Annotated in this window: 18 protein-coding genes; 11 read left to right on the forward strand and 7 right to left on the reverse strand. The window is 36.9% G+C overall.

Annotated elements, in window-relative coordinates:
• Nucleotides 1-168: 168 nt before the first annotated feature.
• The 4 genes from CQ046_RS00500 to CQ046_RS00515 are packed head-to-tail and all read right to left on the reverse strand — an operon-like array spanning nucleotide 169 to nucleotide 2,806.
• Nucleotides 169-813, reverse strand: coding sequence for a response regulator transcription factor (locus tag CQ046_RS00500; protein ID WP_105700385.1), 645 nt, complete (start codon nucleotides 811-813; stop codon nucleotides 169-171).
• Complete coding sequence (locus CQ046_RS00505) at nucleotides 810-1,580, reverse strand: sensor histidine kinase (protein ID WP_105700386.1); 771 nt, start codon at nucleotides 1,578-1,580, stop codon at nucleotides 810-812. The genes CQ046_RS00500 and CQ046_RS00505 overlap by 4 nt, the downstream gene beginning before the upstream one ends.
• Nucleotides 1,581-1,593: 13 nt before the next feature.
• Entirely contained in the window at nucleotides 1,594-2,238 is a 645-nt protein-coding gene (locus tag CQ046_RS00510; RefSeq protein WP_123906547.1) for a hypothetical protein, read from the reverse strand.
• A 13-nt stretch (nucleotides 2,239-2,251) separates the two neighbouring features.
• Nucleotides 2,252-2,806 carry a hypothetical protein gene (locus tag CQ046_RS00515; protein WP_105700388.1) on the reverse strand — a complete coding sequence of 185 codons (555 nt, stop codon included), beginning with the start codon at nucleotides 2,804-2,806 and terminating at the stop codon, nucleotides 2,252-2,254.
• A 246-nt stretch (nucleotides 2,807-3,052) separates the two neighbouring features.
• Here CQ046_RS00515 and CQ046_RS00520 point away from each other — a divergent pair, with 246 nt between their 5' ends.
• The gene (locus tag CQ046_RS00520; protein ID WP_105700640.1) at nucleotides 3,053-3,922 is read left to right on the forward strand and encodes a RimK family alpha-L-glutamate ligase; all 870 of its coding nucleotides are present in this window, start codon (nucleotides 3,053-3,055) and stop codon (nucleotides 3,920-3,922) included.
• A gap of 127 nt (nucleotides 3,923-4,049) precedes the next feature.
• On the opposite strand, the gene CQ046_RS00525 is transcribed toward CQ046_RS00520, so the two are convergent.
• Nucleotides 4,050-4,874 (reverse strand): universal stress protein, encoded by an 825-nt coding sequence (locus tag CQ046_RS00525; RefSeq protein WP_105700389.1) that lies wholly within the window; start codon nucleotides 4,872-4,874, stop codon nucleotides 4,050-4,052.
• Nucleotides 4,875-5,103: 229 nt separating this feature from the next.
• Between CQ046_RS00525 and CQ046_RS00530 the strand changes: the two genes are divergently transcribed.
• From CQ046_RS00530 to CQ046_RS00550, 5 genes are all read left to right on the forward strand, one after another.
• Nucleotides 5,104-6,222 carry a sensor histidine kinase gene (locus tag CQ046_RS00530; protein WP_105700390.1) on the forward strand — a complete coding sequence of 373 codons (1,119 nt, stop codon included), beginning with the start codon at nucleotides 5,104-5,106 and terminating at the stop codon, nucleotides 6,220-6,222.
• Complete coding sequence (locus CQ046_RS00535; protein WP_105700391.1) at nucleotides 6,219-6,983, forward strand: LytR/AlgR family response regulator transcription factor; 765 nt, start codon at nucleotides 6,219-6,221, stop codon at nucleotides 6,981-6,983. Before CQ046_RS00530 ends, CQ046_RS00535 begins: the two co-directional genes overlap by 4 nt.
• A gap of 273 nt (nucleotides 6,984-7,256) precedes the next feature.
• Nucleotides 7,257-8,378, forward strand: a complete 1,122-nt coding sequence (locus CQ046_RS00540) for an efflux RND transporter periplasmic adaptor subunit (RefSeq protein ID WP_105700392.1) — start codon at nucleotides 7,257-7,259, stop codon at nucleotides 8,376-8,378.
• A gap of 29 nt (nucleotides 8,379-8,407) precedes the next feature.
• Nucleotides 8,408-11,566, forward strand: coding sequence for an efflux RND transporter permease subunit (locus CQ046_RS00545; RefSeq protein ID WP_105700393.1), 3,159 nt, complete (start codon nucleotides 8,408-8,410; stop codon nucleotides 11,564-11,566).
• A complete protein-coding gene (locus CQ046_RS00550) occupies nucleotides 11,553-12,968 on the forward strand; it encodes an efflux transporter outer membrane subunit (protein WP_105700394.1) in 1,416 nt (471 codons plus the stop codon). The genes CQ046_RS00545 and CQ046_RS00550 overlap by 14 nt, the downstream gene beginning before the upstream one ends.
• Before the next feature lie 83 nt (nucleotides 12,969-13,051).
• Here CQ046_RS00550 and CQ046_RS00555 read toward each other — a convergent pair whose 3' ends face one another.
• Entirely contained in the window at nucleotides 13,052-13,534 is a 483-nt protein-coding gene (locus CQ046_RS00555; protein WP_105700395.1) for a hypothetical protein, read from the reverse strand.
• A gap of 300 nt (nucleotides 13,535-13,834) precedes the next feature.
• On the opposite strand from CQ046_RS00555, the gene CQ046_RS00560 reads away from it, so the two are divergent.
• Genes CQ046_RS00560 through CQ046_RS00575 form a run of 4 tightly spaced genes read left to right on the forward strand, consistent with a single transcriptional unit; the run spans nucleotide 13,835 to nucleotide 17,468 of the window.
• The gene (locus CQ046_RS00560; RefSeq protein WP_105700396.1) at nucleotides 13,835-14,413 is read left to right on the forward strand and encodes a DUF4840 domain-containing protein; all 579 of its coding nucleotides are present in this window, start codon (nucleotides 13,835-13,837) and stop codon (nucleotides 14,411-14,413) included.
• A 55-nt stretch (nucleotides 14,414-14,468) separates the two neighbouring features.
• Nucleotides 14,469-15,083 (forward strand): RNA polymerase sigma factor, encoded by a 615-nt coding sequence (locus CQ046_RS00565; RefSeq protein WP_317046973.1) that lies wholly within the window; start codon nucleotides 14,469-14,471, stop codon nucleotides 15,081-15,083.
• On the forward strand, nucleotides 15,076-16,464 hold the full coding sequence (locus tag CQ046_RS00570) for a porin family protein (RefSeq protein WP_105700397.1): 1,389 nt from the start codon (nucleotides 15,076-15,078) through the stop codon (nucleotides 16,462-16,464). The genes CQ046_RS00565 and CQ046_RS00570 overlap by 8 nt, the downstream gene beginning before the upstream one ends.
• Before the next feature lie 41 nt (nucleotides 16,465-16,505).
• Nucleotides 16,506-17,468: a T9SS type A sorting domain-containing protein gene (locus CQ046_RS00575; protein WP_105700398.1), complete on the forward strand. Its 963-nt coding sequence runs from the start codon at nucleotides 16,506-16,508 to the stop codon at nucleotides 17,466-17,468.
• Nucleotides 17,469-17,766: 298 nt separating this feature from the next.
• On the opposite strand, the gene CQ046_RS00580 is transcribed toward CQ046_RS00575, so the two are convergent.
• Complete coding sequence (locus CQ046_RS00580; RefSeq protein ID WP_123906548.1) at nucleotides 17,767-18,393, reverse strand: hypothetical protein; 627 nt, start codon at nucleotides 18,391-18,393, stop codon at nucleotides 17,767-17,769.
• 273 nt (nucleotides 18,394-18,666) lie between these two features.
• Here CQ046_RS00580 and CQ046_RS00585 point away from each other — a divergent pair, with 273 nt between their 5' ends.
• The gene (locus tag CQ046_RS00585; RefSeq protein WP_105700400.1) at nucleotides 18,667-20,202 is read left to right on the forward strand and encodes a YifB family Mg chelatase-like AAA ATPase; all 1,536 of its coding nucleotides are present in this window, start codon (nucleotides 18,667-18,669) and stop codon (nucleotides 20,200-20,202) included.
• Nucleotides 20,203-20,292: the final 90 nt, after the last annotated feature.

The following is a 20,292-nucleotide window of genomic DNA, read 5'->3' on the forward strand; positions in this document are numbered from 1 at the left end:
CAGAGGAGAAAACCGTATTTTGAAAAAGGGAAAACATCTTTTTGATTGTAAATGAGATGATTATGAAATTGAAAATCCGGCAGCTTGAAAAGCTGCCGGATTCGTAAAAAGAATGTAAAGATATTTTTTATAGAATAATAAATGAGTTTAAAAAGTTAGAATATTCAATCAGCACAGATCATGTTTCAAAGCAAAAAGAACGAGCCCCGCTCTGTTTTTTATATCCAGTTTTACAAAAACCGAATCTCTGTAGCCGTCAATGGTTTTGGGACTAAGACACATCTTATCGGCAATTTCCTTGTAGGTAAGTTCACTGCATGCCCATTTTATAAACTCTTTTTCCCTGTCTTTCAGTTCCGAAAGAAGGGAAGCATTTTTCATTTCCTCTGTTTTTACTTTCAATAATTTCTGAGCAACAAAATCAGTATAAAAACTGCCTTTCTCAAATACGGTGTCTATGGCCTGAAAGAGAATGGAAGGCTGCATATCTTTCAGCAGATAACCTTTAGCTCCTGCTTTCAGCATTCTGATGAGAATTTTTTCATCATCATCCATGGTAAGAGCAATGACTTTTATATCAGGATAATGCTCGGTAAGCCATTCTGTTGTTTCTATGCCGTTTTTATAAGGCATATTAACATCCATCAACACTACAGCGGGCAATTCGGAAGCATTTTCTATACCTGCAATAAATTCTTCTCCATTAGGATGGTTCATAATGACCCGATATTGAGTGTTTTCTGTGATCATATTCTCCAACGCTTTGGAGATTAAAGTATGATCATCAACGATCGCTATGGGAATAGTTTTCATAATAAATTTTTGTGATAGGTTATCAAAGTTTGTGTTCCTTTATTCAGTTCTGAGTGTATAGACAGTTCAGCATGAATCAGTTTGGCTCTCAGTTCCATATTTTTCAACCCAGAGCCATCCTGAATACTGCTGGTATCAAAGCCTCTTCCGTTGTCGGAGATACTGATGTGTAATTTTTCACAGTCATCTTCCATCTGTATGGAAACGTTTTTGGCTTTGGAGTGTTTCAGAATATTGTTAATACTCTCCTGAACGATCCTGAAAAGAATGAGACCATGTTTAGGGGAGATATCGATATCCTGCTTTTGAGTGATGAATTCTATTTTTAATAATTTCAGCTTTTGTATCCTTTGAACTTCTCTTTCTATGGATTCTGCCAATCCGAAATGAATAATCTGTTCAGTAATCAGCGTTTTTGATAAGTTTCTGATGTCCTGTATGCATTCGCCCAACAGTTCATTCAATTCGATGAGGTCTTCTTTTTCTGAGCTTTTTAATTTGGTAATCAGTTGATTCTGACGCAGCCGGACAACAGAAAGTTTTTGCCCCAGATCATCATGCAGTTCCTGTCCGATGTAGTTTAAGGTTTGTTCTTTCATCTCTACCTGAGAAGTTGCCAGTTCCTTTTCAAACCGGAGATCTTTTTCCTTTTGAGCTATGAGCAGTGTCGTTTTTTTCTTGATAAAGACCGCATAGATGAAGATCATTGTCAAAACAATGATGAATAGAGTAATGGTAAAGATGATGACCAAATTATTCTCTTCCATATCTAAGAAGCATTTATCGGGTTTTTTCCTGTTTGTTTCCTAATAAACCGAATATCAGGATACTGTTGCTGATCAGATTCAGCATAAATAAAATGAAGAAATATATACTTTCTGAAACCGTAGTTCTGAAAAACAGAATCGGAATACTTCCGATAAAAAAGATCAGCAAAGCCACTGATATCCAGAAAGGAAGATAATTATTAATTCCCAATATCTTATCCGAATTAAAAGTCTGGTACAGGAACAAAATAATAGAAAATAACAACAGGAGAATGTCCACATACAACATGTTAAAAGAAAAATGATGAAGCAGATCATCTTCCGTGTAAAACATGAAACCAATATTAAGGACAAAAAGAATCAGAATGACAGTCTGTATCTTTTTGAGCAGCGGAACATACAGTAATTGGTTATAATACAATAAATACAGAAAAAAGACAATCATTAAAAAACCAATTACATAAAAGATGTCCGTAGGCATACTTGTCAGCCGGAAGTAGAAATAACAGAAAATATCGATCAGGGAAAACAACAGATATCCAATGATAAAAAACAAATTTTCTTTTCCTGTTTTTCTATATTTGATGATCATTAAAACCATTACTATAATGGATATGATTATCGATATCTGTTTCCCTGTTTCAATATTCCAGTTCATAATTTTGTGTTTTTTAAGGCATTGTTCCTGACAGTGTTTTTGGTGGTGGCGCCAGATTGGTCATATTCATAGATTCTATAGAAGGCACATCTGTATTTTCTTCGGTGGAGGCAGATCTGGCTATTGCGTTGGTTCTTTCTCTTTTTTGGGTGGTAGGAACTAAAAATATAGTCTGATAGCCTGCATATTCCGGTTTTGCCATTCTGTTTTTAGGATGATTCAATGGGTATTTTCCCATGTAAATCCTGATTCCCGGATTTTTTAATTTTTCTTTCTTGGCATTTTCTTTTACATACTTTATATAACCTTCCATATCTTCCAGTGAGAACCAGTACCATCGCGAGTCGGGTTCACCGTTTCTGGCTTTCATAAGAACTTCATGATTGGTTCTGGTGTATTCATCAAAAAGAACTCTGCCTTCACGATAGCTGATCAGTTTCTTTTTATAACTGTTGCTAACGGGTTCTTTAGGTGGTTCGGAGCAACGGGTACAGCTTAGCAGACAAAAAGCCAGAATAAGCGCTGCACACAAAGGTGTTAAAATCTTAGTAAAAAAGTAAGTTTTCATTTTTATGGTGTTTAATTTTATTGAACAAAATTAGTTAACGGTACAACTATAAAAAAGAGGGAAAACACTGTTTTTATCCTTTAATAAATTTACGACTTTTTGATATTCAGTTGAATATGATTTGTTGATTTGTCTTTATTTTATAAAAATAGTCCAATTGTATCCGTCAAAATAGAAAAATCTGTGTCTCTGTTTATCCATAAGGGATTCCGAAATTGGATCACCAATACAACTCAAAACAGAAGTATGAAAATCACGATAACAGGCTATAAAAAAGAAGAAAGATTCTCACAGGGAGTAACCAATGATGAAGATACAGAACTGATTAATTTTTTAATAAATAAAGGCTTAGATGTTGTTCCAACTATCTGGAATGATCCCAATGTAGTTTGGAGCAGTTATGATGTTGTTGTCATTAAATCTCCATGGGATTATCATAACCATCTGAAGGAGTTCCTGAACTGGCTGAACAATCTCAAGAAATCTGGAGTAAGAGTACTGAATCCCGTCGAAATCATCCAATGGAACAGTGATAAACACTATCTTAAAGATGTTGCAGAAAAAGGACTTCCGGTAATTCCTGCAGAATATCTTGAAAAAGGATCTGTATTGGAAAGACTTTTTTTTAATTATTTCAATACTGAAAAACTGGTGGTAAAACCTTGTATAAGTGCCGGAGCACAAAATACCATTACAGTAAGCAAAGATAATTTTGAAGAGCGTTCTGCAGAAATTGAAACCCTTCTGAAAGAGCAGGATTATATGGTACAGCCCTTTGTAGAAGAAATCAAAAATGGAGAATGGTCATTTCTATTTTTTAACGGAAAATATAGTCATTGCTCATTAAAAACGCCTAAACAGGGAGATTTCAGGGTGCAGCATTATCATGGAGGAAGCATAAGTTATCCAGTACCGGATCCTTTGCACATAGAACAAGCGGGATTGTATTTGAAAAGTCTGCCACAGGCAACACTTTATGCAAGAGTGGATGGCGTTTTAATCAATAACTCATTTCATTTAATGGAACTGGAATTAATAGAACCTTATTTGTTTTTGAATGGAGACTCTGGGTTATTGGAAAACTATTATCAGGCATTGATTGCTTTGACAAAATAATATGAAATTAAAATAAAAACAGGACCGGAAATCAATTTTCCGGTCCTGTCAAACAAGATTAAGTGTAAAATTTAGCCTTTAAAGGCAAAAAAGGATAATTCAAATTGAGAACAGATTTTTATTGATCTTAATCTATGTTTAGGGGGATTGATAGTAATGGTACTTTATTTTTGTACGCCATTATGTCTGTTTTACTGCGATGGAAAAGAGATTCCACAAGGTTATATTTGTACGGAACCATAGTCAGAAGATCTGAATTGGTAAGCTTTATTTCCTCTTCAATGGCTTTGATAACCTCGATGGATTGAATCATTTTAAAGCTATATTTAATGTCATCCAGATCATATCCGGAATTCAGATTAATATCGTTAATAACCTCCGCAAAATCCTCCAGGCTTTCAGTTACATTGAATACCTCAACTTCAGAATTAAACTCATTAATGAAATAATAAATATCATTCATGGCAGACCAGGTCATGCTTTTGTGAGTATCATAAGCAAAAAGGATTTTCCGGATTCCAGTATATTCGATGTGCGCGGGAACAATTAAGATAGGCTTTTTAATCCTATGAATGGCCCTTGTAACGCTATTTCCTAACAACTTTTGCTCAAGCGTTTTTTCTGCCATTCCCATCACTATAAAATCGCATTCGTTGAGTTGTATACAATTTTCAAGCTCTTCAATAAAATTACCGGAAGCCAGATGATGCCCGGTCTCTATAGCATACAAAGTATTAAGTTCGGTTGCTTTATCTTCCAGCTTGTTTTGATTTTTAAGCGTTTGAGTGTAGAAAAAATCAGCAGAGGCTTGTGCATTCAAAGCATGAATAGAAACGGTTTGCAGATTAAAAAGTATAATCCTGTAATTATTTTCTTTAGCCATAGATGCTGCATAATGAGTCGCATTTTCGGCTTCGTGGGAAAAATCTGTGCAGACAATTATTGTTTTCATTGTACCGGATTTAATACTGCAAAATTATGGTACCCAGTAGTTCGCAGATCATAAAAATAGGGTGACATTGCATAAAATGATGATGAAATGTCTTTTTCAGGTGATGAACCGTCACCTCCATTTGAACACTGCTATTTTACGTTTCAGGTCCCGTTTTGGTGGTCTCGCCTAAAATAGAGAATATGCATATAAAATCTATTTCTATATTTACATTCATAAAGTCTCGGATATGAATAGGGTTTCTACCATCAGGAAAAATATAGTACGAAATAAGAAGATTCTTTCCACCATGAAAAGAAGGCTTGTAATCTGGGCTTTAGCAGTAGTCACTTTCTGTGTTTTTTCCTATCTTATTGATCCCTTTGATCCCGTTTGGAAAGGATACTTGGATGCTCCATTGAAGATGATTCTGGAAGATGCTACATGGATTATCTTTTTTTCAATCATTATTTCGGAGGTCAGTATATTTATAGACAGAACACTCAATAAGTGGCTTCCCTGGAGAAACAGAACCGTAAAACGACTGTTTATTCAGTGTTTGCTCCAAATTGTGGGAAGTGTCATGATTGTAATTATTATTAATTCTATCATAGACTGTACCTCAGTCACATTAACTGAAATGGATTCCCGCAAAGAATATACGCTCCTGGGACAATGGATCGCAACCAATATTGTAATATCATTGATTATCAGTGCTTTTAATACCGTAGATTATTTATTGGAAAACTGGAAAAAAACAGCAGTAGAAGCCGCCCAGCATAAACTGAGAGCTTCTAAACATAAACAGGCTGCGATGGCTGCAGAACTTCAAGCACTTAAGCTTCAGATAGATCCTCATTTTATTTTCAATAACTTAAGTGTACTGTCAGAACTTATCCTGGAAGACCAGCAGCTAGGCTACGATTATTCTGAGAAGTTTGCGAGAGTATACAGATACCTGCTGGTCAATTCTAAAAAGGATATCATCGCAGTAGAAGAAGAACTGAAATTTTTAGAGTCCTACATCTTTCTGATTGAAAAAAGAATTGGCGAAGGAGTGGTATTCAAAATAGATATTCAGGAAGAATACAGATCCAGATTTACCCTTCCATTGTCTTTACAATTACTGGTTGAAAATGCCATTAAGCACAACCAAACCTCTAAAGTAAATCCTCTGGAGATTCACGTTTATACAAGCCCTGAAGGAGAATTGGTAGTTTCTAATACCTTTCTGCCTTTGATCAATAAGCCGGATTCCTCAGGAGTAGGACTTACCAATATTGTTGCACGATACGAAATCTTAGGATATCCTAAACCTGTAATCGAAAAAACTGAAGATAAATTTATTGTAAAACTCCCATTGATATGAAGATTAATAAAATTTTAATAGTTGAAGACGAAAGGCCCAATGCAGATAGGTTAAAAAGACTGTTGTTGAAGTTAAGACCCCATATCGAAATCCTGTCGGTAGAAGACTCGATAACCTCAACGGTCCACTGGCTGGAAAATAATGTCGTTCCGGATGTTATTATGATGGATGTGCGCCTTGCAGATGGGCTAAGCTTTGAAATATTTAATAAACATGAAGTTAAAAGTGCCGTTATTTTCACTACAGCATATGATGAATATGCAGTACAGGCATTTAAATATAACAGTGTAGATTACCTTCTGAAACCTATTGAAGAAGAAGAACTGGATGCTGCTTTAAAACGCTACGAAACCTTTATGGAATCTGTTCCGGTAGTAGGAACGGCCATAGAAGGGCTATTGAATTATATCCAGCCGAAAGATTACAGAAAACGTTTTCTGATTGCCCATAGAGATGGATACAAAACCGTTCTGGCAGAAGATATCCTATACTTTTATACAGAATTGGGGATCAGTAAAGCCGTGTTGAATACAGGAGTGGTAGAAAATGTTCCACAAACATTGGAAGAGCTTGAAAAACAGCTGGATCCCAAATTCTTTTTCCGTGCCAACAGACAATTTATCATCCATATCAATTCTGTAAAGCAGATTTTTAATCATTTTAATGGAAAACTAAAGCTTGAACTGAGAAAACAGCCTGATATGGAAGTGGTTGTAAGCCGGGAAAAAGCTTCCATTTTCAAATCCTGGATGGACTATTAATTCTTTAAAAATATAAACGAGATTGCTTTTACCTAAGGCAATCTTTTTTTTCGTTTTACTTGTGAAATACATTAATTTCTCCTTAAAGATTTCACTCTTATTTTCACCCGAAAATCTCTTTTTTATCACAATTATAAAGAAAAATAGCTGTTTTCCTTTCATTTTTGGTATCATACGCTTCACCTGCAATTAACGACACTTCACCCAACTTCTGAATGAATATCACTATAAGATGAAGTTATTTTGCTCCTGTAAAATTTAAAAACTCATGTTATGAATTACAGAAAAGGATATCTGGTACTTTCACTTACTGCAGCAGCGATATTGTACTCATGCGGTTCCGGGAACGGCCAGGAAAATGCCCAGCAGATGCAGCAGGCATTGCCCACAGATTTTATCCAGGTGAAGTCCGGAGATGCAGACGTGTCTACAGGATATCCAGGAAGCATAGAAGGGCAGGACAATGTGGATATTAAAGCGCAGGTGACTGGTTATCTGGAAGCAGTATATATCAAAGAAGGACAGTATGTGAGCAAAGGACAGACCCTTTTCAGAATAAATCCATCCGTATACAACGAGCAGGTAAATACCAACGCAGCCGCTTTGAAATCAGCTATTGCAGCACAGGAAACAGCAAGACTTGAAGTGGAAAAGCTGAAACCCCTTGTAGAAGGAAAAGTAGTTTCCGAGATGCAGTTGAAAACAGCACAAGCAAGTTATAAAGCAGCATCAGCACAGGTGGCACAGGCACAGTCATCATTAGGATCTTCAAAGATCAATGCTAATTTTACCTATATCAAAGCACCAGTGAGCGGATATATCGGAAGAATTCCGAATAGAGTAGGAAACCTTATCAGTCCTTCAGATGCATCACCTCTGACAACACTTTCAAGCATAAACAGCGTGAATGTGTATTTTTCAATGAATGAAGCTGATTTTATTGCACACAGCAGAGCAACGGCATCTGGAAATACCGCAGAAAATGTAGAGCTTATCCTTGCAGACGGTTCCACCTATTCTCTTAAAGGAAAACTGGAAAACGCTAGTGGAAACTTCGACAGAAATACCGGAAGTATTCAGATGAAGGCTGTTTTTCAAAATCCGGATAAACTATTAAGAGCTGGAGGAACATCTAGGGTCATGATTCACAATGCGTTGAATGGGGTAGTCAAGCTTCCGAAAACATCGGTGAAAGATATTCAGGACAGATTCTTTGTCTATAAACTGAATGGTAAAGATAAAGTGAAAATGACTCAGATTACTGTTTCAGGAAGTACGTCTCAGGATTATTTTATCAAAGAAGGCGTGAGTGCAGGAGACAAAATCGCCATCAACAGAATTGATGCCCTTACAGACGGAGCACAGGTTGTGGCCACAACAGTTCATTTGAAATAGTTGTATAACCATTCTTAGAAAATTCAAAAATGTTAAAAAAGATAATAGACCGTCCGGTACTGGCGACAGTAATATCCCTTATCATCGTTATTTTAGGGATCATCGGATTAAACCAGCTGGCAGTGACCAGATTTCCGGACATTTCTCCGCCTACGATTACCGTTTCAGGGTCGTATCCTGGAGGAAATAGTGAAACCGTGATCCGTTCCGTGGTAACTCCGCTGGAAGAGCAGATCAATGGAGTGGAAGACATGGAATACATGAAATCCACAGCGAGTAATGATGGTACATTTTCCATCTCCATTATTTTCAAGCAAGGGGTAAATGCCGATCAGGCTGCGGTAAATGTGCAAAACAGAGTGCAGCAGGCCACTCCGATACTTCCGCAGGAGGTAGTGAGAATGGGACTGACCACATCCAAACAGCAGAACAGTATGGTGCTGATTTTCAATATTTATACTGAAGATAATAAGCAATACGATGAAACTTTCCTTCAGAACTATGCGAATATCAACCTTATTCCACAGGTCAAAAGGGTAAAAGGAGTAGGACAGGCCATGGTTTTCGGATTGAAAGATTATTCCATGAGAATATGGCTTAACCCTCAGAAAATGTCATCCTACGGACTTGAACCGGCAGATGTTTCCAGAGCCATTGCAGACCATAGTTTGGAATCTGCTCCGGGTAAATTGGGAGAAGAATCTGATGCTGCTTTAGAATATGTAATCAGATATAAAGGAAAAAAGAACAAGCCGGAACAATATGAAAATATTATTGTTAAAAATGCCGGAAGCCAGGTCATCAGACTAAAAGATGTAGCGCGTGTAGAATTCGGAGCCATTTCCAATACAGGAGACAACCTTTCCAATGGGAAAAATGCAGTTACTGTAGCCATTATGCAGACCACAGGATCCAATGCCAATCAGATTGAAATAGGGGTAAATAAAGCCCTTGATCAATTATCAAAATCATTCCCTCCGGGTATTAAATATACGAAGGTAATGAGTACCAAAGAAAGATTGGATGAAGCTACAGGACAGGTGAAATCAACTTTGATAGAAGCATTTATTCTTGTATTTATCGTGGTATTTATCTTCTTGCAGGATTTCAGATCTACGATTATTCCGGCAGTGGCGGTTCCTGTAGCAATTATTGGTACATTCTTTTTCCTTCTGGTTTTAGGATTTACGATTAATGTTTTGACCCTTTTCGCCCTTGTACTGGCCATCGGTATTGTTGTAGATGATGCCATTGTAGTGGTGGAAGCCGTTCACAGTAATATGGAAGGAACAAATCTCTCAGGAAGAGAAGCTACTCACAAGGCGATGAGTGAGATTACAGGAGCGGTTATTTCAATTACGTTGGTGATGTCGGCGGTATTTATCCCAATCGGATTTATGTCCGGTTCAGCAGGATTGTTTTATAAGCAGTTTGCCTATACATTAGCCATAGCGATTATCATTTCAGCGGTCAACGCATTGACGTTAACTCCGGCTTTATGTGCTGTATTTTTGAAAAATAATCACTCGGGAGAAGGAGAAAAGCCAAAAGGATTCGGACAAAGGTTTGCGGTAGCATTCAATGCCGGATTTAATAATATGACCAACCGTTATGCAAAAGGAGTTCGTTTTTTAATAGGGCGAAAATGGATTGCAGGAGGATTAATCGTAGCCGTTATAGGTGTTGCAGGATGGCTGATGTCAAGCACACCTAAGAGTTTTGTCCCAATGGAAGATGACGGATTCTTTATGTATACCTTAAGTATGCCTCCGGGAACAGCATTGACCAAAACGACAGAAGTTTCGAACAAGATCAATGAAATCTTAAAAGGAGTAGATGCAGTACAGGAAAATACTTCCATCACAGGCTACAACCTTCTTAGTAATAGTGCAGGACCGGCTTATGCGATGGGATTTGTTAAACTGAAACCTAAAAAAGAAAGAGGTGAAGTTCAGGACATTCAGGAAGTGGTAGATATGGCGAATGCAAAATTGGGAGTCATCAAAGAAGGAAGTGTAATGACCTTTAGAATGCCTCCGGTGGAAGGATATGGAATGACAAATGATGCCGAAATTGTCCTTCAGGATCGTATGGGAAGAGACCCTCAGGTTCTTAAAGCCAAAGCAGATGAACTGATTGGTCAGTTGATGAAGGTTCCGGAAGTCGCATTTGCCTATACCATGTTCAGAGCAGATTATCCTCAGATGGAACTTGAAGTGAATGAAGATAAAGCAAAACAGCTTGGAGTAAGCATTTCAAACTTGTTGGGAACCGTTCAGACCTATTTCTCAGGAGACCAGTCTCAGAATTTCTCAAGATTCGGGAAGTTTTATAGAGTGAATATTAAAGCAGATGGAGTTTTCAGAATGGATGAGCAGGCGTTCAATGATATTTTCGTAAAGAACGACAAAGGAGATATGGTGCCAGTGAATACATTGATTACTTTGAAAAAAGTTTATGGCCCGGAATCCGTTCAGCGTTACAACCTTTACAATTCATTAAATATCAACGTATCTCCAAAGCCAGGAGTAAGTAACGGAGAATTGATGGGCAAACTGGAACAAACTTTAAGCAAATTGCCATCTGATTACAGCTACGAATGGACAGGATTGAGTTTGGAAGAGAAATCGGCAGGTAACCAGACAATTGCCATCTTCGGACTGTGTTTACTTTTTGTATATCTGCTATTGGCAGCTCAGTATGAAAGTTATATTCTTCCTTTAGCAGTAATGCTTTCCATCCCAACGGGAATTGTAGGAGCATTCTTAGGAATAAAAGCGATCGGGCTGGATAATAATATCTATGTACAGGTAGGGCTCATCATGCTTATTGGTCTTTTGGCCAAAAACGCCATTCTTATTGTAGAATTTGCCATACAAAGGCGAAAAGCAGGTCTTTCCATTCTGGATTCTGCACTGGAAGGAGCAAAGGCGAGATTACGCCCAATTATCATGACTTCATTAGCCTTTATTGTGGGAATGATTCCGCTGATGATTTCTACAGGAGGAATGGCTTCAGGAAACAAATCCATCAGTACAAGTGCTGCCATAGGGATGCTGAGTGGAGTGGTTTTAGGCGTTTTTGTAATTCCTGTACTCTACATGTTCTTTCAGTATCTGGATGAGAAATTCTCTACCAAAAAGAAGTATCATACAACAGAAAACCAATTGACAAATGAGCATATTTAATATAAAGAATTTCCTTATTTCCGGTGCAATGGCATCACTGCTGATGTCTTGTGCCGTAGGGAAAAAATATACAAGAACAGATCTTCAGATTCCTGAAACCTACAAAGAATCTGTACAGGTAACAGGAGATACTGTAGTGCTGCCATGGAAAATATTCTTTAAAGATCCTAAGCTGATTGGTTTAATAGACAAGGCCCTTTCAAGAAATAATGAAGTGAATGTTGCTTTGAAAAATATTGAACAGCTGGATCTGATCTACAAACAAGCTAAGCTGGCTCTGATGCCAACATTAGATCTTACAGCAGGTGCCAACAGAAGCTGGGCATCCACCAATACACTTAACGGCTCTTTGAACGAACAGTTTGTCGGTACAAAATACATGGATGATTTCAGTGCAGCTCTGAGACTTTCCTGGGAAGTTGACATCTGGGGAAAAGCTAAAATGCAGAAAGAATCCGCGGCGGCAGAGTATTTTGGACAGAAAGAAAACTTAAATGCTATTAAAAGCAGAATCGTAGTTCAGGTGGCTCAAGCATACTATAATCTGATCAGTCTGGATGAGCAAATGAAAATAGCCGAACAGAATATTGAGCTCAGTAACAATACGCTTAAAATGATGAATCTTCAGTTTACAGCAGGACAGATTAATTCACTCGCTGTTCAGCAATCGGAAGCTCAGAAGAAAACAGCCGAGTTATTGATTCCTTTGGCTAAACAGAATATTTCTATCCAGGAAAATGCTTTAAGTATTCTTTGCGGAGAATATCCAGCCAAAGTAGAAAGAGAAGGAAATCTGAAAACAATGATTCCCGAAAACAAACTGTCAGAAGGGTTACCCGCACAACTGCTAAGCCGCAGACCAGATCTGAAAATGGCAGAGTTTAATGTAATCAGTTTAAATTCCAAAACCGGATTAGCAAAAGCAGCGATGTATCCAAGTATCAGCCTGAGCCCGCAGATTGGAGTAAATTCCAATAAATTCAGCTCATGGTTTGATATTCCGGGATCTATTACCAAAGCAATCGCAGCCAATCTTGCAGTCCCGATTTTTCAGAAAAAACAACTGAAAACTGCCTACGACACCGCTTTGATTGAACAGGAAAAAGCAGCTATCAGCTTTAAGCAATCTGTAATGACTGCCGTAGGAGAAGTTTCCGATGCAATGGCAAAGTCTAAAGGTTCTTCAGAAAGGCTCCTGCTCCTGGATCAGAAAACAGCCATTCTGGACAAAGGAATCAATGATGCCCTGAAGCTGTATAAAAGCGGAATGGCTACCTATCTGGAAGTGATCACTGCCCAAAATAATAAACTTCAGAATGATCTGGAAGCCATCAATGTTACCCTTGAAAAATTAAATGCTGAGGTAGATCTTTACAGAGCACTTGGCGGCGAAGTACAATAAAATATAATGGATAAATAATAAAGGAAGCTGTATCATACAGCTTCCTTTTTCTATCCAAAAATAATATTTAATACGATAAAAACTTATTTTGCTACGTAAGAGTAATCTCTGATGAACGTTTGCCCTGCGGCATAAGTCTTATTTTCATCGGTCTCTACACTCCCCCCAATTTCAGCTTTGTAACTTACAGAAATAGGAGCCCCGTCAAAGTTGGATACTGCCACATGAAGACTTGAGAAATTAAACGGTTTTACAGTTTCAAACACATATGTTTTCGTATTGCCCGTAAAATCACCAATTGCCAGCGGAACAGCGTTTACATTACCCTGATCAGCTCCGTTTTTCTTCCAGACAGGACTTCCGTACTGGCTGGCATCATGATTTCCGGCACTTACAAGAAAGTCAACCTGATCATTAGAATCTGCTCCGTTTACAGTGATTGTAAATTTCATATTAGCCTTTGCATCTGCCGGATCATCATCCTTACTGCATGCTGTAAAAACAGTGCCTGCCATTGCAAGGATAAAGAAAGTCGAAATAATTTTTTTTGTCTTTGGTCTTTTCATAACAGTGAATATTTTGCCTTTTGTTGTTGTGACAAATGTAGTTTGAGGCAGAGGATCCTGACAATACATAAAAACCGTGTTTTTTTTCTACTGATAATTAGGTAGAAGAATGCCTTCGAAGTAGCAGAAGAGCTGGGAAAGAGGATTTTTGTTTTTTAATCTGAATTTTTACATGCTTAAAATCAATTGTTTATGAAAAATATTGTCTTTTTTTTGAAAAAACATGCAAGATTTTCAGAAAACGGGATTTATATAAATGAGTACTCGAAAATAAATAATGTTTAACGAAAAAGTAATGCAATGAAAAAATTGACAGTACCCCGATTTTTTATATCAGTTTTAATGATTTTGGCCGGATTTGCCCTATCCTCGTGCAATGATAATGAAGGACCGGATATTCCGCCTGTAAAAATGGAAAACTTACCAGGAAACTATAAAGGAAAGCTTATCATAGTACAGGGAAACAGCAAAAGAGAAGGAATAAAAGAGTTTAAAGTAAAAAAAGATACAATCTCATTTGCAGAATTTCCCATCGAAGAAATTGTAAAAACGGTTGTGAAAAATCCTGCAAAAGCAGAAACAGCATTGAAATCAATGGGAAAGGTGAAATATGATATTAAATATGCAGCAGTGATCAATACAGCGAACAATGTGATAGAACTTACCTTAACTCCGAAAACAATGGAGCTTCAGATTCCTGTAGATGGCGTTAATAAAAAGACCGTTGTAGAATTTGTCTCTAAGCAAAAAGGATATTATGTGGGGTTGGATCAAACGCTTAGATATGCTCTCACAGCAGAAAAAATTACAGTAGATGGTACATTGGTTACTCCTTATGAAGTGATTGATTATAATTTCCCATTCTGTATAAAAAATTAATTAATAGATATTATCATCAATGGATTGCACTTTATCAAAAAGATGCAATCTATTTTTGCATGACGGTTTTATAGCATCCCACTGGAGATGGCAGCAGCATTATATGGAAGAAAGTAAAGAACAGATTTTGGTAACGCACCTTCTGAAGAAGGAAGAAGCAGCCTGGAAAGAGCTTTTTGGGGCTTATTCCAGAAATCTGTCCTATGTATGCTCCCGTTATCTGACAGAAAAAGAAGATGTGCATGATGTACTCCAGAACAGTTTTATCAAAATGTTCCGTTCGATAGAATCTTTTGAGTACAGAGGAAATGGTTCTTTAAAAGCCTGGATGACCCGTATCACTGTCAATGAGTCTTTGAAGCATATTAAACAGAAGGGGGATTTTAAATCTGCCGTAGAAGTAGATGATCTTCCGGATATTCCTAATGAAGAAGAACCGGATTTTGAAGAAATTCCGCGTGATGATATTATGATGATGATCAGAGCTCTTCCCGATGGGTATAGAACTGTTTTTAACCTGTATGTATTTGAGAAAAAAAGCCATAAGGAGATTGCTGTGCTGTTGGGAATAGCAGAAAACTCATCCGCATCTCAATTTCACCGGGCAAAAGGACTGCTTGCTCAGAAAATAAAAGAATTTAAAATGTCAAAAAAAGCACAATATGAATAATGAATGGCTAAATAACCTGCGTAGCAGAATGGATGACCATGAAGAGGACGTTCCGGAAGGATTGTGGGATGACATTAAAGATGAATTATTTTCCGGGGAAGAAAACAACATCGTTCCTGGTTTTATTCCTGAAGGTGGAACAAAGAAAGAAAAAGCAACCAATAGAGAAACAAGATCTTTATTGTATCGAATTGGAGGAATTGCAGCTGCCATTGCACTGTTATTTTTACTCATAAAAATACTGCCACAGGATGACACAGAAAAAAGAATGTCTCAGAAACCTGCAAATGTGAAAAATGGAGAGGAAAAAAAATCTTTGAAACCTATAGAAGCGGAACAGGACTCGAACAATGAAGTAAAAACTGAAACAGAAGCTTTTTTAGCAGACAATATATTAAACACAGGATTTCCGGAGAAAATTACAGCACAAAGATATGCTGAGAGTAGAGTAGAAAATCAAGTTGACAACAACCAAAAGATCAAGGATATTTTTAAACTTCCGTCAGCATCGGAGTCTTTTCAGCAGGAAAGCAGAGTTGCTTATAATGTGCCTTCTATTGATGACACGGTAAAAGAAACTACCAAAGAACAGACTTCTGATGAGGTTCTTTTTAAAGAAGAGAAACCAAAGGAAATCTATGCTGACAATACAAAACGAAATACCTCAAAATCCCGTAATAAAAAATCGTGGATGCTGAGTATGCTTACAGGAAATATAGCTTCCAATTCTGCAGAACAACAGTTTCCGGGCTATGCTTCTATCACAGGAAAAGCAATGAATGTAGAGCAGGTATTTATAGCATCCGATTATCATGATGATCCCCTGATGGCCATATTATTGGCTAATCAGAGCCAGCCGGTAGAAGCGAGAATCAGACATAAAGTTCCGGTTACATTCGGATTGTCTCTTTACTATAATTTAGGAAAAAGATGGGGGTTGGGAACAGGACTGAATTATACCAAGCTGGCTTCAGAACTGCATTCAGGAAGTGATAATAATTATATAAAAGGCGATCAGACGGTTCATTATATAGGAATTCCTGTTCAGGTTAACTACAATGTTATTCAGAAAGGGAGGTTTACAGGATATATTACGGGAGGGGCGCTCGTAGAGAAACCTATATCGGGAAGTATTACGACTACCTATGTTGTTAATGACGAAATGAAAGAAAGTTCAAAAGAGAGTCTTGATCATAAACCTTTTCAGTTTTCTGTCAATACTGCAGTAGGACTTCAGCTGAAGATTGTAGATAAAATAGGAGTGTATGCAGAACCGGGAATAGGATATCATTTCAAGGAAGAGAATGCACCAAACACCATTTATAAAGAGAAACCCCTTCATTTTAATATGAAATTCGGGATCAGAGTACTGTTGGATTGATGTAGAGGATTTTTAGCAACACCAAACTTAATAATCTATATATGAAAACAAAACTAATTTTTTTAGTGTTTTTATTATTCACCATTTTGAATATAAAATCACAATGTACTCCTACAATTACCAGTGCAAGGCTCGGGCAGAAATATCCGGGAACAATTTTATTCTGTGATACGGAAGATGAGGTTCTTTCCACAGTACAGGGCTATGGAAATTATCAGTGGTATAAACAGGAATGGACATGGCAGACTCCTAATAACAACCCATGGATAGCCATTCCGGGAGCTACATCACAACAGCTGACCATTAGCGGGAATGACCAGCTGAATTATTTTAAAGTTAAAGTTACAGACGGAGACTGTATTGCGGAAAGTCCGGCAGTATTTGCAGATGGTTTTGTATACGGACTTCCGGCTATGATGACTACTTATACTCCTGGAACCTATCAGGACAACGGAGGAATAGTGAATGTTTGCAATGGTGCTTCTGTACAATTTGATAACATATTTCCGGGAGTCTATGGTAAGCATACTTGGTTCAGATGTGTACCGGGTAGTAATCCTCCGGTGCCAGGAGATCCTTGCATTATTCCTGGGGTTGTAGGAGCTACGTATGTGGCAACAAGTTCAGGAAAATATGGATTTTATGCCTGTACGGAATATTGTCCGGATCAATGCCAGATGTTAGATCCGTTTGCTTTTGTAGAGGTGAATTTCGGGAATTGGGAATTCTGCAGCAATTTAGGAACAGGAGAAGTAAAAAATAAAGACAATAGTCTGAAAATTTATCCGAATCCTACAGCGCAGCATCTTTATATCGGGAAAGAATCAGATAAAATTTATAAAGAAGTGATCATTATTGATATGTCCGGAAAACTTGTTCTGAAGAAAAGTGATCACAGATATAATCAGGCAATTGATGTAAGCGGTTTGGTACCGGGGAATTATATCATTGTTTCTAAAATCTCAGATGGAAAAGAATATAAAAATAAGTTTATAAAAAAATAATAGGATTATAAAATCTGAAGATGTTTAAAGATTGATTGTGGGAAGGAAGAATGGGTGCCGGAAGAGGGATGTTCCTTGTATTGAAGAAGAACTAAAGTATTTTTTACTTTACGCTCAATAGATACATTTCATCCTTGTTAATCTAATGACGGTCATAATTACCCCCAAAAGGAATTTCCTCTTTTTGGCATCCGGCTTCCTGACTCATCATTTTTTTATTCAGTATTCAGATGATTAATCTTTTTCGTTAGTTTTTAATAATGGTTGAGTCGGTACAAAGAAATTTGTACCGGTTTTTTTATTCCATCACCAGTGGAATCTTTTCTGTACTAAGCTTTCCATGGAAAATGTTAATATGATTTCTTTTTAAAGAATCTAAATCAAAAGGTGTCAGATAATCTTTAATAATTGTACTGTCGAAATCTACTTCAATCTGAATAAAATATTTTTCGTTTTTTTTGAGAAGAAAAAAAGAACTTCCATTTTTTAACTGATCTTTCAATAAAGCAAACTCTCTGTCAAAGGTTTTTTCTTTTCCTGATTGAACAAAAACAGCATTTCTTTTAATACTTCTGTTTTCAGAATACCAGAATATATTTTTATCAAAACCTTTCTTCTTATTCTCATTCATGAGGAGAGAATCTTTTTTGTTAATATTGAGTCCTTCGGAGTTAATATAGATAGCTCTCGCACTTACTTTATTATTATTCTGATCCGTAATTGTAATGAAATTTGCACCAATTACAGGATCTTCAATTCCTGTTGAATAGAATGAGTAAAATGCATAATCAGATTCAGACTTATTTTTTACGATAAATTTCTGTTCTAATTGGCTTGTTTTGAACTTAGTTTCCTTAAAATTATAATTTACCCCTTTACTACAAGAGCAAAGTAAAAAAAAGGAAAACAATGCAATATATTTCATATTATCTACCATAGTTTTTATATAAAGAGTTGATTTTTGTCAATAACTCTAATTTTTTTAAGGTTAAAAAAAAGTTTTTAGACTCCGAAAAGTGTCTTGATTTTCATTTTTCAATATAATTATTATAAATTTTATATAGATTAGTTATAACTTATATTGCTATTCCTTTTTCCGGATATTATTTTTATAAACTATCTTATTATAAAATATCATTCATATAAACATCAGATTTTCAAAATACTATATTAATTATTTTTACTTCAAAAACACACCATGCTGATTAAAGTTTATGGAAGTGCCATTCATGGAGTGGCAGCACAGACAATAACAATTGAAGTGAATGTCGATGCCGGCGGAGTAGGATACCATCTTGTAGGTCTCCCGGATAATGCCATTAAGGAAAGCAGTTATAGAATCTCTGCAGCTCTGAAGAATGTGGGATTTAAAATTCCGGGAAAGAAAATTACCATTAATATGGCTCCCGCAGATCTCAGAAAAGAAGGATCTGCTTATGATCTCAGCATTGCTATTGGGATCTTAGCGGCTTCGGACCAGATTCTGACTGAGGAAATTGATAATTATATTATTATGGGAGAGCTTTCGTTGGATGGAAGTCTCCAGCCGATTAAAGGGGTTCTACCTATTGCAATTCAGGCAAAGGAAGAAGGTTTTAAAGGAATTATTCTTCCCAAACAAAATGCCAGGGAAGCAGCTATTGTCAATGACCTCGAAGTATATGGAGTAGAAAATATCAAAGAGGTGATTGATTTTTTTAACGATGGAAAACCTCTCGAGAAAATGACGTTGGATACCAGAAAAGAATTTCATGAAAAGATCAATAATTTTCCTTTTGATTTCTCCGAGGTTAAAGGTCAGGAAGCAGCCAAAAGAGCAATGGAAGTTGCAGCGGCAGGAGGCCACAATATTATCCTTATTGGGCCTCCCGGAAGTGGAAAAACAATGTTGGCAAAAAGAGTTCCCAGTATTTTACCCCCATTGACATTGAAAGAAGCTTTAGAAACAACAAAAATTCATTCTGTAGCAGGAAAAATAGGAACAGAAGCTTCATTAATGACGGTTCGTCCCTTCAGATCTCCGCATCATACTATTTCTGATGTTGCTTTAGTAGGAGGGGGAAGCTATCCACAACCAGGAGAGATCTCTCTTGCTCATAACGGGGTATTGTTTCTTGATGAAATGCCCGAATTTAAAAGAACAGTACTGGAAGTGATGAGACAACCTTTGGAAGACAGAGAAGTGACCATTTCAAGAGCCCGGTTTACCGTAAATTACCCTGCAAGTTTTATGCTGGTTGCTTCCATGAACCCAAGTCCAAGCGGATTCTTTCCTGATGATCCCAATAATACTTCATCTGTTTATGAAATGCAGCGGTATATGAATAAATTGTCAGGACCGCTTTTGGATAGGATTGACATTCATATTGAAGTTCAGAAGGTAGAATTTGAGCAACTCTCTGAAAAAAGAAAAGGTGAAAAAAGCAAAGACATCAGAAATCGGGTACTCATAGCCCGGGACATTCAGAATAAAAGATATCAAAATCTGAATATCAGCAGCAATGCCCAGATAGGGCCCAAAGAAATTGAAGCCTTTTGTGAACTAGACGAAACCTCTTTCGGGCTTATAAAACTGGCCATGGAAAAGCTTAATCTTTCGGCAAGAGCTTATGACAGAATATTGAAAGTAGCCAGAACAATAGCTGACCTTGAAGAATCAGAAAACATTTTGTCCCATCATATTTCTGAAGCAATACAGTATAGAAGCTTGGATCGGGAGTTTTGGAACGCGTAATTTTATTGCTATTGAGTTGATTTAAAAATAAATACAGATTTTGTTTTCATAAGTTTAATTCTCTAAAAAGAGATTAATGTAGTAATTATG

The sequence above is a fragment of the Chryseobacterium sp. MYb7 genome (genome assembly GCF_002979455.1).
Lineage (GTDB): Bacteria > Bacteroidota > Bacteroidia > Flavobacteriales > Weeksellaceae > Chryseobacterium.

Bases quoted from the DNA above. Each gene is read 5' to 3' on its own strand.
- CQ046_RS00560 (WP_105700396.1), top strand. From the start codon at position 13,835: ATGAAAAAATTGACAGTACCCCGATTTTTTATATCAGTTTTAATGATT.
- CQ046_RS00570 (WP_105700397.1), top strand. From the start codon at position 15,076: ATGAATAATGAATGGCTAAATAACCTGCGTAGCAGAATGGATGACCAT.
- CQ046_RS00580 (WP_123906548.1), bottom strand. From the start codon at position 18,393: ATGAAATATATTGCATTGTTTTCCTTTTTTTTACTTTGCTCTTGTAGT.
- CQ046_RS00520 (WP_105700640.1), top strand. From the start codon at position 3,053: ATGAAAATCACGATAACAGGCTATAAAAAAGAAGAAAGATTCTCACAG.
- CQ046_RS00510 (WP_123906547.1), bottom strand. From the start codon at position 2,238: ATGAACTGGAATATTGAAACAGGGAAACAGATATCGATAATCATATCC.
- CQ046_RS00555 (WP_105700395.1), bottom strand. From the start codon at position 13,534: ATGAAAAGACCAAAGACAAAAAAAATTATTTCGACTTTCTTTATCCTT.
- CQ046_RS00545 (WP_105700393.1), top strand. From the start codon at position 8,408: ATGTTAAAAAAGATAATAGACCGTCCGGTACTGGCGACAGTAATATCC.
- CQ046_RS00585 (WP_105700400.1), top strand. From the start codon at position 18,667: ATGCTGATTAAAGTTTATGGAAGTGCCATTCATGGAGTGGCAGCACAG.
- CQ046_RS00540 (WP_105700392.1), top strand. From the start codon at position 7,257: ATGAATTACAGAAAAGGATATCTGGTACTTTCACTTACTGCAGCAGCG.
- CQ046_RS00530 (WP_105700390.1), top strand. From the start codon at position 5,104: ATGAATAGGGTTTCTACCATCAGGAAAAATATAGTACGAAATAAGAAG.
- CQ046_RS00515 (WP_105700388.1), bottom strand. From the start codon at position 2,806: ATGAAAACTTACTTTTTTACTAAGATTTTAACACCTTTGTGTGCAGCG.
- CQ046_RS00525 (WP_105700389.1), bottom strand. From the start codon at position 4,874: ATGAAAACAATAATTGTCTGCACAGATTTTTCCCACGAAGCCGAAAAT.
- CQ046_RS00505 (WP_105700386.1), bottom strand. From the start codon at position 1,580: ATGGAAGAGAATAATTTGGTCATCATCTTTACCATTACTCTATTCATC.
- CQ046_RS00500 (WP_105700385.1), bottom strand. From the start codon at position 813: ATGAAAACTATTCCCATAGCGATCGTTGATGATCATACTTTAATCTCC.
- CQ046_RS00550 (WP_105700394.1), top strand. From the start codon at position 11,553: ATGAGCATATTTAATATAAAGAATTTCCTTATTTCCGGTGCAATGGCA.
- CQ046_RS00535 (WP_105700391.1), top strand. From the start codon at position 6,219: ATGAAGATTAATAAAATTTTAATAGTTGAAGACGAAAGGCCCAATGCA.
- CQ046_RS00575 (WP_105700398.1), top strand. From the start codon at position 16,506: ATGAAAACAAAACTAATTTTTTTAGTGTTTTTATTATTCACCATTTTG.